Below are 13065 nucleotides of genomic sequence, written 5' to 3' on the forward strand. Positions count from 1 at the left end.
GGCCTGAGCCGTTAACCGGTAATTTGGACTTAATTTAGCCTACCTTTAATCTGTTATCCAGAATACCCATGATTTCTTTTTCAATAACGGAACCAAATTCAGGGTGATTTAACCCCAGTTGGATGTTGGCCCGGACAAAGCCGGCAATATTGCCAACATCATACCGGTTCCCGAAAAATTTATAGGCATACAATTCATCTTTTTCTAACAGCATTCTCAAGGCATCGGTCAACTGTATCTCACCGCCGGCCCCCGGTTCGACTTTATCAAGGCATGCAAAAACCTCTGGCTCAATTATGTACCGCCCTACAATAGCCAGGTTTGACGGTGCTTTGTTTACAGCCGGCTTTTCCACCAGGTCCCTAATGACAAAGACATTGGCCGTCAGGCGTACCGGTTTGATAATACCGTAATTTTTTACTTCTTCACGGGGAACTTCCATTACTGCAACGGTTGTGCCGGGCCGCCTTTCATACATATCAACCATCTGCTTCAAACAGGGCACCTTGGTATCAATTAAATCATCGGGTAGCAGGACGGCAAAGGGTTCGCGTCCCACAAATTCCCTGGCTAAAGACACCGCATGGCCCAGACCCTTTGGTTCCTTCTGCCGGGTATAATAAATATTTACCAGGCCAGCGGGGTGCCGGACTTTCTGTAGCAATTCGTTTTTCCCCTTAATTTCCAGGAAGGTTTCCAATTCCAAATTGCGGTCAAAATAATCCGCAATACAATCTTTATTCCGTCCCGTTATAATCAGGATATCGGTTATGCCAGCCGCAACGGCTTCTTCAACAACGTAATGAATAGCCGGTTTATCCACAATGGGCAGCATTTCTTTCGGGATGGCCTTGGAAGCCGGAAGGCACCTGGTACCCCACCCCCCTGCAGGAATAACCGCTTTCCGGATCTTTTTCATTCTATCCATCAGCTCCTTTCCCACAAAGAATTTAAACTGCCAAAAATAACACAGAAAGTTATTTATGATAACTCATTCAACACGACAAGCCAATCATACAGGTATACAGGAGTAATAAAGTTCTGGCGTACATGTTCCTTTCCCTGCCTGCCCAGCCGCATAGACAAATTACAGTCCTGCAGCAGTCTTTTCAGGCAGACCACAAGCTCGTCAGTGTCAGCGGCCAAAAGACCGGTCTGTTCATGAATGACCTGTTTCCGGATACCCCCTACAGGGGTAGCAACCACCGGCCTGGCTTTCCACAGAGCTTCGGTCACTGTAAGACCAAAACCTTCCCGTAAAGAATTCTGGACAACAACATCTGCCCTCCTCTGCAGAACATTGATTTCCAGGTGGCTGTCCGGCGGCAGGTTTAATATTTTAACCCTTGGGTGCCAGCCTGCCTTTTGTACCAATTCTTCAAGTACTTCCTGTCCCTCAGGGTCGTCATCAGCAGCGCCCCCGGCCAATATCAGACTGCAGGGGAATTCCTTTTCAACCCTCAGATATGCTTCAACCCAAATGGATTCTTCAACCGGTCAAACCGGGATACCTGCAAAATGACCCGTTCGTCTGCGGAAATGCCCAGTTTTTTCAATATTTGCTGCTGTTCTTCCCCACTGACTTCCCGGTTTTTGTCGCTCAAAGGATTAATGGCAGGCGGCAGAAAAAACTGTTTGTTTCCAAGGTCTTTACCGTACTCAGGCAAGTGATAAATAGCCGCATCGCATTGCCCGGCGTAAGCTTTTAAAAAATCCCACAACCGCGGGTCCACATCGACCGGATCAATGTGACAGTACCACAACCATTTCCCTCTGTGACCAAGCCTGCGCTCAACCAACCCTAAAGGCTGCTGGTCGTGGAATTTATATGCTGCACAACTGCACCTTTCAGCCGTGCTGCCAATGTATTAATCTTATCCAACAGTTCCGCATCGGTAAATGGTGCATAATCCTTTAAAGAAACCACTTTTAACACCTCGCTGCGATTATTTGCATGAACCTGAGTACATCCTGCGATCCCCGCAACCATTGTTCGGCAGCAGTAAATTTCTTTTCTCCGGCAACCAATATTCCTAAACCGTTGTTCCTGACAGCTTTAAATGCATCCTCGTCAGTAGTGTCATCCCCAAGGTACACAGGGTAGAAGTCAGGGTAAAGGTTCATCAGGCAACTTACCGCCTCCCCTTTATTGACTGCTTTTGGCCTGACCTCTATTACCTTTTTACCGGCCAGAAATTCCAGTTCCTTTTCATTAACCAACGGCCTGACCGCCGCCACAAAGTCTCCAACTACCTTTAAGGCTATTGCCGGGTCGGCCAGTCGATAATGCAAAGCTACGGCTGTTTTTTTCCTTTCTGCCAAAAAACCTTGTTTGCCCGCGGTAAAACTTAATAACCGGCTATAAATCTCATCTAAAACCCGGTCCAGTTCCGTATCATCGAAGGTTTTTATTTTTTCATCGCCTGGTCCCACTATTTCCGCTCCGTGGCAACCGGCCAAATAAATCCCGGCAACAGGCAGCATCATGTTCAACTCTTCCAAATCCCGACCGCTAATAATCGCAACTTTTACCCTTGATTTTTGGACCAATCGTTTTAGTACCTTCAACAGACCCGGTCCGGGCAGCGCAATTTCCGGCCTTTCTCTGATGGGTACCAAAGTACCGTCGTAATCCGTCATAAGTAATAACTTAGGATGAGATAAAACCAGAGCTGCCAAAAACTCCGGTGTCCCTTCCCGCCAAGCCGATAACTGATTCATGCCGCAACACCTCCGGAACCTTATCCGACGGGGAAACATATCGGCTCTGCAAAACATCGCCCAACCAATTTAACCGTAACTGTTCCCACCACCAATCAATATCCTGGTTCCTGACAATATTGTTTAGGGCCTTTAACCTCCGTTTTTTCTCGGCATCGGGCATCTCCAGCCCGGCTATTATTTGCTCTGCTGTTTCCCGCGGGCTGAAGGGGTTCGCCTGTAGGGCCTCCTTCAACTGTTGGGCCGCCCCGGCGAAAGGGCTTAACAGCAGCACACCCGTATTATTCGCATTGGTTACAACATATTCTTTAGCTACCAGGTTAAGGCCATCTTTAACCGGTGTAACCAGGGCCATGTCCGCCGCCAGATAATGGGCAACCAACTCTTCTTTGCTCAAAGATTTAAAAAGATACCTGACCGGCACATGATAATTTTCGGTAAAATCACCGTTAATCCGGCCCACGGTTTCTTCTATTTTCCGTCTCAGTTCCTGGTAGGCGTATGTATCGGTTCTGCTGGGTACAGCAATCTGGACAAAGGTTAGTTTATCCCGATATTGGGGATAATTTTTATAAAGCCAGGCCAGGGCCTGCAGCCGCTCCAGGATGCCCTTAGTATAATCCAGACGGTCAACGCCGACCAGCATGTAGTCCCCGCCAACCGACCGCCTGATTTGGGCAGCCCTTTGCATTACTTCCGCCGAACCCGCCAGACTTTCAAATTCCCGCCAGTTGATACCGATAGGCAAAGCAACTACTTTTGTCCTTTTCCTTTCGCGGTAAATTGTTCCCGATACATAATCGACTTTTGCTCCGGCAATTTCTTCGGCGGCCTGGAGGAAGTTCTGCGCGTAATTTTGGGTATGAAAACCGACTAATTCAGCATCCAGCATATCGCTGATGTATTCCTTCGCCCAGGGCATAACAGCAAATATCTCCGCAGGTGGAAAAGGAATATGCCAAAATAGGGATATTCTGGCCCGGGTCCGGAACCGGCGGATATAACTCGGGACCTTGGCCAGGTGGTAATCATGAATCCATATAAAATCCTGGGGCTTGGTGGTCTTTAAAATAACCCGGGCATATTTTTCGTTGACCTGGCAATATGCTTGCCAGTATTGTTCTTCAAACACCGATTTTTCAATAAAGTTATGGCACAAGGGCCACAAACAACTGTTGGCAAATCCGTTATAATACAAATCCACTTCCCGGGGTGCCAGCATTACTTCCTGAAACACATATTTTGGATCACCTTCAGGCAGCGGGCAGGAAATACCTGTTTCGTCGCCCTCATTGCCGAACCTGCCGCCCCAGGCTACCCAGACGCCGCCTTCCCTGGCCACAACAGGTTCCAAAGCGGAGACCAGACCACTGACCGAAGGTATGCCTTTAACTCCCTGGGAAGTTTCCCTAAAGGTACAGGCTCCCCGATTAGAGACAACCACCAGTTGCCCATTGAATTTCACAGCAAGAGGTTTTATAAAACCCATTTCTTCACCTCCTACTCAAAAACTACCTTCACATCTCCCTTCGTGCCAAGAACACTACAGTATGTCTTATCCTGCCTTTTTGTAAATTCCAATGCCGCATTACCGTCTCCCGCCCTGATATTTTCCATGCGGAGAGTCTGTAAGAAGCCCGGCAGTTGTGGATTGCGCACGTATATATAGTTGCCGCGACATTCTATACCCAACAGGGCCCGCAGCAGTAGAAATATACTACCGATTGACCACGCCTGTGGATCGCAGGCGATGGGGTATTTAACCGGGCTAAGGTTCTTTTCGCGGGTAAACCCGCAGAAAAGTTCAGGCAGCCGCATGTGGTCAAAATACTGAGCCGCTTCAAAAAGGGTTTCTACCAGGCGCAACAGCGGCGCCACCTCTCCGGCTAATTTCATTCCCAAACCAATAATGGCATTATCATGGGGCCAAATAGATCCGTTGTGGTAACTCATCGGGTTGTAAGCGGTTTCCTGATTGCTCATAGTACGGATGCCCCAGCCGGAAAAAAGGTCCGGACCCATCAACCTGCTCACAACCAGGCGGGCTTTGTCCGCTGGCAATATTCCCGTAAAAAGGCATTGGCCGGGATTAGAAACTATTGTTTCCACAGTCCTTTTTTGACCGTCAAGAGCATAAGCCAAAAATCCTTTACTCTCTAACCAGAAGTCACGCAAAAAATTACTTCTCAATGCCCTGGCTTTGTCTTTCAATTCCCGCGCCTTTGCCTGATTTCCCGTCAGTTCATATAATTCAGCCGCATCTTGCAATGCTTTATAGTAATACCCCTGCACCTCTACCAGGGCTATGGGGCCGTCGGGTATCTCCCCTTGGGGGTCAATGACGCCATCCCAGGAATCCTTCCATCCCTGATTGACAAGACCTTTGTCCGACCTGCACCGGTATTCTATATAGCCATCGCCGTCCAGATCACCAAACTTCTCACACCACTCCAGCGCTTTAGCCAATGACCCGGACATTTTAACGAAAAATTCTGTATCCCCGGCCCATTTAACATACTCTGCCAGTAAAATGATAAACCACAGGGTAGAATCAACGGAACCGTAATAAGGGGTATGGGGTACCTCTCCTGCCCGGGCCATTTCCCCAAAGCGCATTTCGTGCATAATCTTGCCCGGTTGCTCATCTCTCCAACTGTTCACCTCTTGCCCCTGGAACCTGGCCATAAAGCAGAGTGTTTCTCTGGCTAATACAGGATTCACCAGCAGGGTTTGCCAGCCGGTAATCAGCGCATCCCGGCCGAAAGGCGCAGCATACCAGGGAATACCCGCCTCAAGAACAGTTCCTTCCGGATATTTGGCGCTTAAAGCCCGCAGGTCTGTAATGGCTACCCGCAGCATATGGTCAAACCTTTCATTGTCTGACATGACCTTAATACATTCATCTTTCCAGGTCCGGTATGCATCGGCCAGGTATTCGGCAGCCCTGGCAAAACCCAAATCACTCTGGGTTGTTAAACCTGCAGCGCTGGAGCCTATGATCGGTGTAACTTTCAAATAAATGTAATATTTTTTCTTCGGCTCCAGGACGAGGTGGTAACTGACATGAACAAGGTTATTTTCCCCGGTTATAACCGTGGGTTGAGGAGAAAAACTTATTCTTGTCGTACGCCGTAGATTGTCCTGACCAAGATAGCCAATTAAAACACTTTTTTTGAAAATTACCGGTTTGGCGATAATGCCCCTGGAAGAACGGGGCATTCCCCTCACTTCGAAAATATCCGCAAAATCGGCGCCCAGTTTAAACTGCAGCGTCAGCTCCACCGGGTATTGATTAAAGTTTATTACCCGCAGACGCTGGTAGAACCCGTCTTTAACCAGCCGCAAAAGCCGGATATGAATAGTCTGCAAGGGGACGACCCGGCCACAACTGGTAAATTCTTTATTGGTCATCTCTACCTGGGCAAAATGGCTGTCCCTTAAAGTCCTTGATAAAAAAACAGGTTTTGTCCCGTTGACCGTTAATTCGAGACAATTTAAAAATCGGGTGTCCGCATAATAAAACCCTAATCCCCCCATGTCCCGGAAGGGTATTTCTCCACCGGGCAAGGTATTTATAAACATGCGGCCTTCCTTCAGAACTTCCACACTACCCCGGATATCACCCGGCACTATCCTGAATTCATCTTGCACATTATTAATCTGCATCGACAAATTGTCTCCCTACGCAGTTCTAGTATTTTTGACAGATTCACCTGTATATGTCCGGACCGCCTTTTTGTAAATTTCTAAAGTAGCTCTGGTCATAATCTCTTTAGTCCAGCGTTCCTCGACCATCCTCCTGCCCTGCTTGCCCATCTGCCGGCACAAGCCGGGGTTGCGGAGAAGTTCACAGCACCTGTCCGCCAGTTCCTTTGCATTGGCCATTTCTACCACAAAGCCGTTAACCCGGCTTTGGATTACCTCGGGCATTCCCCCTGCCCGGCTAACAACAATTGGTTTTTCACTGGCCATACTTTCGAGCATCACCAGGCCAAAAGGTTCTTCAAAACAGGATGGATAAACACAAAACTCGGCCGCCTTATAGACCAGGGGCATGTCATCCCAGGCAAAGAACCTGATGAAAACATTGTTACCAAGACCAAGTTCTTCTACTTGATTCATTATTTTCTGCACATGTCTTTGCTGGTGTGCTCCCCAGTCCACGGTTTTTCCGGTTCCCGCCAATACAAGCAATACATTGGGGAATTCTTTTCTTATAATATTCAGGGCTTCTACGCTTATATGGCACCCCTTATCCAGACTCATCCGCGCCGGGTGAAAAATTACCCGCCGTCCTTCAAACTCGGGATAGATCTCTTTTATTTTCTCCAGGTCTTCTTCTGTAACCGGCTTAAACCTTGCTAAATCTATACCATGATGAACAGTTGTAATTTTACTGCTGTCGTAACCCACGCGAGTCAACTCACGTTTTATGTAGTCGCTTACCGCAATAACGGTATCCCAGTAATGGGCTCTTTTATTCATTTCCTGCCAGGTTTTGTCTTCGTCAGCCCAGACGTTATGCGCTGTCAAAACCAGAGGTATGCCCCGTTCCTGCTTTATTTCATAGAGGATATCGGCGTGTTCGGGGCTAAAATAGTGCATGTTGTGAGCATGAATAATATCAGGTTGAACCCGGTCAATAAACCCCTCTATTTCCTGCCTGATCTCGTGTCTTTGCCTGCTTATTTTTTCCGGCGACAAACTATTAAGGTCCATTAAAGGAGTTCTTTTTATGTACATTCCCTCGTACCATTCTTCATCCTTGCCCCCTGGGACCGAGCCGGTCAATAAACAGACCTGGCAGCTGCTGTTTATCAACGCCGGTCCCAACATGGCCAAATGGCTTTCAACCCCGCCTATGATGGGCGGAAAGGCCCAGTGCAGTTGAGCAATACGCATTAAAACCCCTCCTTATATGAAAACATAATGGCCTAAAAAAGAAAAACGGGAGACATTGTCTCCCGTTAAAAAAGTCATCTGCTGAAGTTTTTGCAAAAGTACCCAAAATAATTTCCTGCTCAGAAATTAATTTAGGGAGACTTTTCCAAAACACGCAAAGTACTTTTTTATCATGGCCAATTTATTCTTTATTTATTTATTGCCCTGTACTTGCCTTCTGTTATTTCACTGAACCGGTGATATCTCTGCCGTATTTATCCTCCAACTGGATAATTAATTTAACTCCCGGTAAGTTAACACCCTTTTCTTCCACCAAGAATTTGATTCTTTTAATTATATCAATATCATCAGATGAATAAAGCCTCGTGTTACCCTGTGTTCTGCTTGGCTTAATGAGACCGGCTTCTTCCCACTGCCTTAACGTTCTCATGTTGACACCGGCGAGGTGAGCCGCAATACTGATCTGGTATACCCCTTCGTTCGAAGAAACGTGAGCAACCAATTAGCACACCTCCTTTATGTCGCGTATATTTTCTGTCAATTCAAAATTATATTATATAACATATATTATGTCAATATTATTACACAATCACGGCATTTTTTATTACCTTAATTATGCAATATTTATTATATAGTTTAGACATATTATATGCATTAATGCATGTAGATTTTTAGGTAAATAAATTCATAATTTTGCAGAAAAAAGAACAAATTAATTAAAAAATATAAAAAAAGGAGGCTACTTTATGCTGCTGAACCTGTTTAAAGCAATCAACAACATGCAGCCCAAAGTCAGGGAACTTGACCCGACCACCACGCAAAGAATAAAAGAAGGCGCCTATCTTACCAAAATAATCAGTGAAACTGAGGTTGCTGCCCGCAAATGTGAATTTTATGCAGGAAATTGCTCTGATCAGCAAATAGCGCAATTTTTCCAGGATGAAGCAGATATGTTATACAAAGCAAAACACACCCTGCAAAAATATTATGAAAGTATGACCGAGGAGTGATTGAACCATGAATTTTTCCGATATGGATATGCTGCAGGATTACGAAAAGGATACCAGAATGGCAGTGCTAGCTTATTCTTTAATGGAAACGGAGATAATGGATTCCACCTTACGCAAACTGATACACCAAGCCGCGGAATCCGCTGCCAAATCGCAGGAAAAAGCGGCTCATCTGATCATGGCCAGAGGTGATCGCCCATAGTGGAAAAAACAGCTAAATTACCGGAAGAACCAAAAGGCCAGCGGGGTTCCACCAAACCGGTAATTTGGCTGTTTATAATTTAACTGATACGGCAGTGGGTCTTTCTTTTCATTTCGTATAACCTTTTATCTACAATAGATATAATTTTGTTGATATGATTTTGGCTGCGGCAGCGGGTTGTTATGGCACCCCAGGATACGGAAATTTTGATATGGCGCCTACCATAAACAAAGGTATGTTGGGCCACCGCCTGTTCAATTCTTGCCGCGATTCTTTTTGTTTCTTCCTCATCAGCTCCAGGCAGAATAATGGCAAACTCATCGCCGCCGTTACGGAAGACAATATCATTGTTGCGAACATTTCTTTTAAAAAGAGAGGCAATTTCCTTTAATATGTAATCTCCGGCAAGATGACCATAAGTATCATTCACTTGTTTAAAACAATTCAGGTCAAGCATTATCAATGAAAGAGGCTTGTCCGCCTGGTCTTTAACGAGGCATTCCAATTCGCTCCTGAAAAAGCGGTAATTATAAGCGCCTGTTAAAGGATCTAAAATCGCTGCTTCCTCCAAACTCCTAATCAAACTTGCTTTCTCTACCGCCAAACCCAGATGATTGCCCAGCATCATTAAAAATTCTCCATCACGGTAAGTATACTGGCTTGGATACTGGCTGTATACCAACAATACCCCTATGACCCGTTCCCTTACCAATATAGGCACCGAAATCAGGGATTTGGGACCGAAATGCTGCTGCATTTTTTTAGTAACCCTGGAGTCCTGCTCGGCATTGGTTACTATAATTATTTGCTTTGTTTTAAATGTTAATCCGCTGATACCCTTGGTCTCATCTACTCCGACAGGAAAAGGTTTTTTATCACAATGTATTGCTGTCTCCAATTTAAATTTTTCCCCGTCCTGCTTTGTCAAAAGGATATGACAGCCGTCAGAACCCATAATCTCCTGAATCTTCTCCGCGCCGTAACGCAGCAGCCGCCTTATGTCATGGTTGGAGTAGAGCAGTAACGCAAATTCATGTAAGTAAAACAATTTAGGGTCAGACTTAATTTCCTTTCCGTCATTCGAAGGCGCTAATGTGAACATTGTAGACATCTCCATTAAAAAGAAATTTCCGTAAAAAGGTCTTTCACTTGACTTTTAGTTTAGTATAACAAGAACAAATAACTCTGAATCAGTTTTTGCTTCAAAAGGAAATTTTTTTGTTTTAAATTCACCTAAACCATAACTAAGCCAAATTACCCCAGGCGGGTATAAATTGCTCTGCTCTTCTTCCCTAAAGATTGTTTTTAAAATGGCGTAAATATCGGCAAATAATTGGTGTAATACTATAAGAGCATAGATTTAAATCTGAGTGGGGATTTTAAATGGAACAATGCCAATTACAAACCAATTTACGGAAAGATCTCCGGAAAAAATTAGAGGAAATCCGGCAGCGGGTAGAAGAGGTTATGAAAATAATGAATGGACAGCAGGGCTGTATGCTTTGTGAAATAAAGAGTATTAGGGAGGCAGCCGGTAAACTGGAAGGCCTGATTTCTTATTACCACTTTCAGTCATCGTTAATGCCCTACGTGGAAGAACTGGACGAGATAGCCAAAGCCGTGGCCTCCTTATCTGAGAAGGGCCACGGAGCATTAATAGTAGTGGAAAAAAATGACATGCTCGATTCCCTGATCGGTACCTGCAGCATGACCGGAATTCTCATCGGGGCCAAGATTTCCGCACCCCTGCTGCAGTCAATTTTCTATCCCGGCAACCCTTTACACGACGGCGCGGTAATCATTAGAAAAGGGCAGATTGTTGCGGCGGGATGTGTCCTGCCGTTATCTGCCCAAAAATATACCAGTGAAAGGCATAAAATTGGAACCCGCCACCGTGCTGCTCTGGGCCTCAGCGAGCGAACCGATGCCCTGGTAATAGTTGTTTCCGAAGAAACGGGGCAAATTTCCTTTGCCAAAGACGGCGTTCTTCATCCGATTGATGTTCAATTGTGTACCAAATTACAGCAATCGGAAGTAAACCATGCTGATTCAAAGCAAGGTTAATAAACTCGTCCATCAGCGGTTTTATTTTCCGTTCCTCTTCCCATGGCCTCGCCGGTCTCTTTTTTCTCTATTTTTTCATTACCCACCAACAGGCTCATCACTATTCCCGCAAGGGCTATACCCATAGCCACCAGGAAAACCGTATGGAGAGATTGGGCCAACGCAGTTTTAAGAGTTGGGAGCAAAACCTGCTGCAGTTGCCCGGGAATTCTTTGCAGGGTCTCCGGACTCAACAATACATTAAATAAGCCCTGAGGATTAGACCGGGCCCTGGCCAATATGCTTCCCACAGGTCCCGCCTGTAATCCCGGAATGCTCCGAATTATAGGAAAGAAATCTTTTTGGAGCAGAGCGATGGATCGGTTATTCATAACAACTCCCAATATTGTCACCCCAAGGGTACCGCCAATGCTGCGGAAAAACTGGCTTGAAGAAGTAACTACACCACGCTGCTCCGGTGGAAAGGCATTTTGTACCGCAATGGTCAGAGTCGGCATAATCAGGCCAATCCCAACACCCAGCACAACAATATATGAAATTGCCACCAGTTGAGTTGTGTGCACTGTCATCGTGCTTAGCAGGTAAAAAGCAGCAGCCATGAAACACATCCCGGCGACAAACATGGAACGAAAAGGTACTTTAGTTATCAGTTGCCCGCCCAGAATACTGGTCAACATCATGGAGAACATCATGGGAATCATTGTGTTACCGGAACTTGTGGCGCTAACCCCGATTACCCCCTGCAGGAACAACGGCAGGAACATAATCGACCCGAACATTCCTAACCCCATTAAAAAGCCAATAATATTGGTTACCGTAAAAACCCTGTTTCTGAACAAATCCAAACTCAGAATAGGTTCTTCCGCTTTTCTTTCCACCCGTATAAAGGCCAGCAAAAACACAAAGGAGATACCGAACAAACCGATAATCTGCCATGAACCCCAGGGAAAGTCTTTTCCGCCAAGGCTTAAAGCCAGTAGAAGACTGACAACACCTATTACAAGGGTTGCTGCCCCCGCGTAATCGATAACCACATTGTCTTTCAGGCGTTTTTCGCCAACCAGTCCAATAAATATAGTAATGGCGGCAAGTATACCCACGGGCAGGTTGATGTAAAATACCCACTGCCAGGAACTGTTATCAACTATCCAGCCGCCGATTGTCGGCCCCACTATAGATGAAAGCCCAAATATAGCTCCCATGACACCCTGCCATTTGCCACGCTTGTCAGGCGGGAAGACGTCCCCGACAATAGTCATGGCCATGGGCATCATAATACCCCCGCCGATACCCTGCAGTCCCCGGAAAATTATAAGCTGGGTCATGTTCTGGCTGGTTCCGCATAGGGCGGAACCCAGCATAAATATGGAGAGCCCGGAAACATACACCCACCGGCGGCCAAACAGGTCAGCCAGCTTGCCGGCAATGGGCACAATAGTTGTAGAACTTAACATATATGCGGTAGTCACCCAGGTCATAATGCTCAAGCCGCCCAATTCACCGATAATCCTGGGCATAGCCGTTCCGACAATGGTTTGGTCCAGGGAAGAAAAAAACATACCCAAAAACAATCCGATAAGTAAAATCTTGCGTTTAGAATTATTCTGCATTTCGTTCTCGCCTTTCTTTAAAATAAGTTAGCGCCAAAGACAGAAGCCTGATCAGTTCCTTGCTGTCCTGCTCGCCCAAAAAACCGACCAGGCCTTTTAAATCCTCAAGAAATTTCGCGTTCATATCTTCGATAAACTGTTTTGCCCTGGCTGTCGGTTTCACCAAAACAACCCGCCTATCGGTGGGGTCCGCCAGGCGCTCCACATATCCACCATCCTCCAAAGCATTAATCATGTGCGTAACACCGGCCGGAGTAATCTGCATCCGTGCACTTAGATCAGATACCTTGAGCCCTTCGGAATCAGCGCCCGGGCACTGTGTCAGAGTAACCAGTAACATGAACTCACTTGGCCTGATTCCATGCGAAGAACCAGGCGGGCGGCCCAGCCGCTTAAATTGGGCAATGGTACGGGCCAATTCCTGGGCGAGATAGTTTTTTTCATCCATTATATTTTTTGCCACCTCATTTTTTACTAACTAAATGTTTTATATACTAAATTATTTATTAAATAAAATAAAATGTCAACTGTTAAAATATGCATTATGGTTTTGGGC

At 46.0% G+C, this 13065-nt stretch carries 15 protein-coding genes; 3 read left to right on the plus strand and 12 right to left on the minus strand.

The window, feature by feature from the left end; genetic code table 11:
- Positions 1-34: 34 nt before the first annotated feature.
- The 9 genes from galU to Tfer_RS06510 form a co-directional block, all read right to left on the minus strand.
- A complete protein-coding gene (gene galU, locus Tfer_RS06475) occupies positions 35-919 on the minus strand; it encodes a UTP--glucose-1-phosphate uridylyltransferase GalU (RefSeq protein WP_052217400.1) in 885 nt (294 codons plus the stop codon).
- A gap of 62 nt (positions 920-981) precedes the next feature.
- A complete protein-coding gene (locus Tfer_RS06480; protein WP_052217401.1) occupies positions 982-1428 on the minus strand; it encodes a glycosyltransferase in 447 nt (148 codons plus the stop codon).
- 32 nt (positions 1429-1460) lie between these two features.
- Positions 1461-1799 carry a glycosyltransferase family protein gene (locus Tfer_RS06485; protein ID WP_152908993.1) on the minus strand — a complete coding sequence of 113 codons (339 nt, stop codon included), beginning with the start codon at positions 1797-1799 and terminating at the stop codon, positions 1461-1463.
- A 2-nt stretch (positions 1800-1801) separates the two neighbouring features.
- Positions 1802-1927 (minus strand): hypothetical protein, encoded by a 126-nt coding sequence (locus Tfer_RS17110; RefSeq protein WP_282432059.1) that lies wholly within the window; start codon positions 1925-1927, stop codon positions 1802-1804.
- Positions 1928-1929: 2 nt separating this feature from the next.
- Entirely contained in the window at positions 1930-2721 is a 792-nt protein-coding gene (gene otsB / locus Tfer_RS06490) for a trehalose-phosphatase (protein WP_052217403.1), read from the minus strand.
- Complete coding sequence (locus Tfer_RS06495; RefSeq protein ID WP_052217404.1) at positions 2651-4210, minus strand: alpha,alpha-trehalose-phosphate synthase (UDP-forming); 1560 nt, start codon at positions 4208-4210, stop codon at positions 2651-2653. Before Tfer_RS06495 ends, otsB begins: the two co-directional genes overlap by 71 nt.
- Positions 4211-4221: 11 nt before the next feature.
- Positions 4222-6387: an amylo-alpha-1,6-glucosidase gene (locus Tfer_RS06500; protein ID WP_052217407.1), complete on the minus strand. Its 2166-nt coding sequence runs from the start codon at positions 6385-6387 to the stop codon at positions 4222-4224.
- A 15-nt stretch (positions 6388-6402) separates the two neighbouring features.
- Entirely contained in the window at positions 6403-7623 is a 1221-nt protein-coding gene (locus Tfer_RS06505) for a glycosyltransferase family 4 protein (protein WP_052217409.1), read from the minus strand.
- Between the two features lie 220 nt (positions 7624-7843).
- Complete coding sequence (locus Tfer_RS06510) at positions 7844-8125, minus strand: MerR family transcriptional regulator (RefSeq protein WP_052217413.1); 282 nt, start codon at positions 8123-8125, stop codon at positions 7844-7846.
- A gap of 244 nt (positions 8126-8369) precedes the next feature.
- Here Tfer_RS06510 and Tfer_RS06515 point away from each other — a divergent pair, with 244 nt between their 5' ends.
- The gene (locus Tfer_RS06515) at positions 8370-8633 is read left to right on the plus strand and encodes a hypothetical protein (protein WP_052217415.1); all 264 of its coding nucleotides are present in this window, start codon (positions 8370-8372) and stop codon (positions 8631-8633) included.
- Positions 8634-8640: 7 nt separating this feature from the next.
- The gene (locus Tfer_RS06520; RefSeq protein WP_013121505.1) at positions 8641-8835 is read left to right on the plus strand and encodes a hypothetical protein; all 195 of its coding nucleotides are present in this window, start codon (positions 8641-8643) and stop codon (positions 8833-8835) included.
- Positions 8836-8914: 79 nt separating this feature from the next.
- Here Tfer_RS06520 and Tfer_RS06525 read toward each other — a convergent pair whose 3' ends face one another.
- Positions 8915-9937: a sensor domain-containing diguanylate cyclase gene (locus Tfer_RS06525; RefSeq protein ID WP_052217417.1), complete on the minus strand. Its 1023-nt coding sequence runs from the start codon at positions 9935-9937 to the stop codon at positions 8915-8917.
- A gap of 281 nt (positions 9938-10218) precedes the next feature.
- Here Tfer_RS06525 and cdaS point away from each other — a divergent pair, with 281 nt between their 5' ends.
- The gene (gene cdaS / locus Tfer_RS06530; RefSeq protein WP_052217419.1) at positions 10219-10899 is read left to right on the plus strand and encodes a sporulation-specific diadenylate cyclase CdaS; all 681 of its coding nucleotides are present in this window, start codon (positions 10219-10221) and stop codon (positions 10897-10899) included.
- On the opposite strand, the gene Tfer_RS06535 is transcribed toward cdaS, so the two are convergent.
- Together Tfer_RS06535 and Tfer_RS06540 are read right to left on the minus strand one after the other, a co-directional pair.
- Complete coding sequence (locus Tfer_RS06535; protein ID WP_052217422.1) at positions 10896-12509, minus strand: MDR family MFS transporter; 1614 nt, start codon at positions 12507-12509, stop codon at positions 10896-10898. The genes cdaS and Tfer_RS06535 overlap by 4 nt on opposite strands.
- Positions 12499-12957: a MarR family winged helix-turn-helix transcriptional regulator gene (locus tag Tfer_RS06540; protein WP_052217424.1), complete on the minus strand. Its 459-nt coding sequence runs from the start codon at positions 12955-12957 to the stop codon at positions 12499-12501. Before Tfer_RS06540 ends, Tfer_RS06535 begins: the two co-directional genes overlap by 11 nt.
- Positions 12958-13065: the final 108 nt, after the last annotated feature.

Origin of the sequence: Thermincola ferriacetica (assembly GCF_001263415.1) — a bacterium.
In the GTDB taxonomy this organism is placed as follows: Bacteria; Bacillota; Thermincolia; order Thermincolales; family Thermincolaceae; genus Thermincola; species Thermincola ferriacetica.

Excerpts from the sequence above, each read along its gene's own strand:
- galU (WP_052217400.1), bottom strand. The coding sequence starts at position 919 with ATGAAAAAGATCCGGAAAGCGGTTATTCCTGCAGGGGGGTGGGGTACC.
- otsB (WP_052217403.1), bottom strand. The coding sequence starts at position 2,721 with ATGAATCAGTTATCGGCTTGGCGGGAAGGGACACCGGAGTTTTTGGCA.
- Tfer_RS06495 (WP_052217404.1), bottom strand. The coding sequence starts at position 4,210 with ATGGGTTTTATAAAACCTCTTGCTGTGAAATTCAATGGGCAACTGGTG.
- Tfer_RS06500 (WP_052217407.1), bottom strand. The coding sequence starts at position 6,387 with ATGCAGATTAATAATGTGCAAGATGAATTCAGGATAGTGCCGGGTGAT.
- Tfer_RS06505 (WP_052217409.1), bottom strand. The coding sequence starts at position 7,623 with ATGCGTATTGCTCAACTGCACTGGGCCTTTCCGCCCATCATAGGCGGG.
- Tfer_RS06515 (WP_052217415.1), top strand. The coding sequence starts at position 8,370 with ATGCTGCTGAACCTGTTTAAAGCAATCAACAACATGCAGCCCAAAGTC.
- Tfer_RS06520 (WP_013121505.1), top strand. The coding sequence starts at position 8,641 with ATGAATTTTTCCGATATGGATATGCTGCAGGATTACGAAAAGGATACC.
- Tfer_RS06525 (WP_052217417.1), bottom strand. The coding sequence starts at position 9,937 with ATGTTCACATTAGCGCCTTCGAATGACGGAAAGGAAATTAAGTCTGAC.
- cdaS (WP_052217419.1), top strand. The coding sequence starts at position 10,219 with ATGGAACAATGCCAATTACAAACCAATTTACGGAAAGATCTCCGGAAA.
- Tfer_RS06535 (WP_052217422.1), bottom strand. The coding sequence starts at position 12,509 with ATGCAGAATAATTCTAAACGCAAGATTTTACTTATCGGATTGTTTTTG.
- Tfer_RS06540 (WP_052217424.1), bottom strand. The coding sequence starts at position 12,957 with ATGGATGAAAAAAACTATCTCGCCCAGGAATTGGCCCGTACCATTGCC.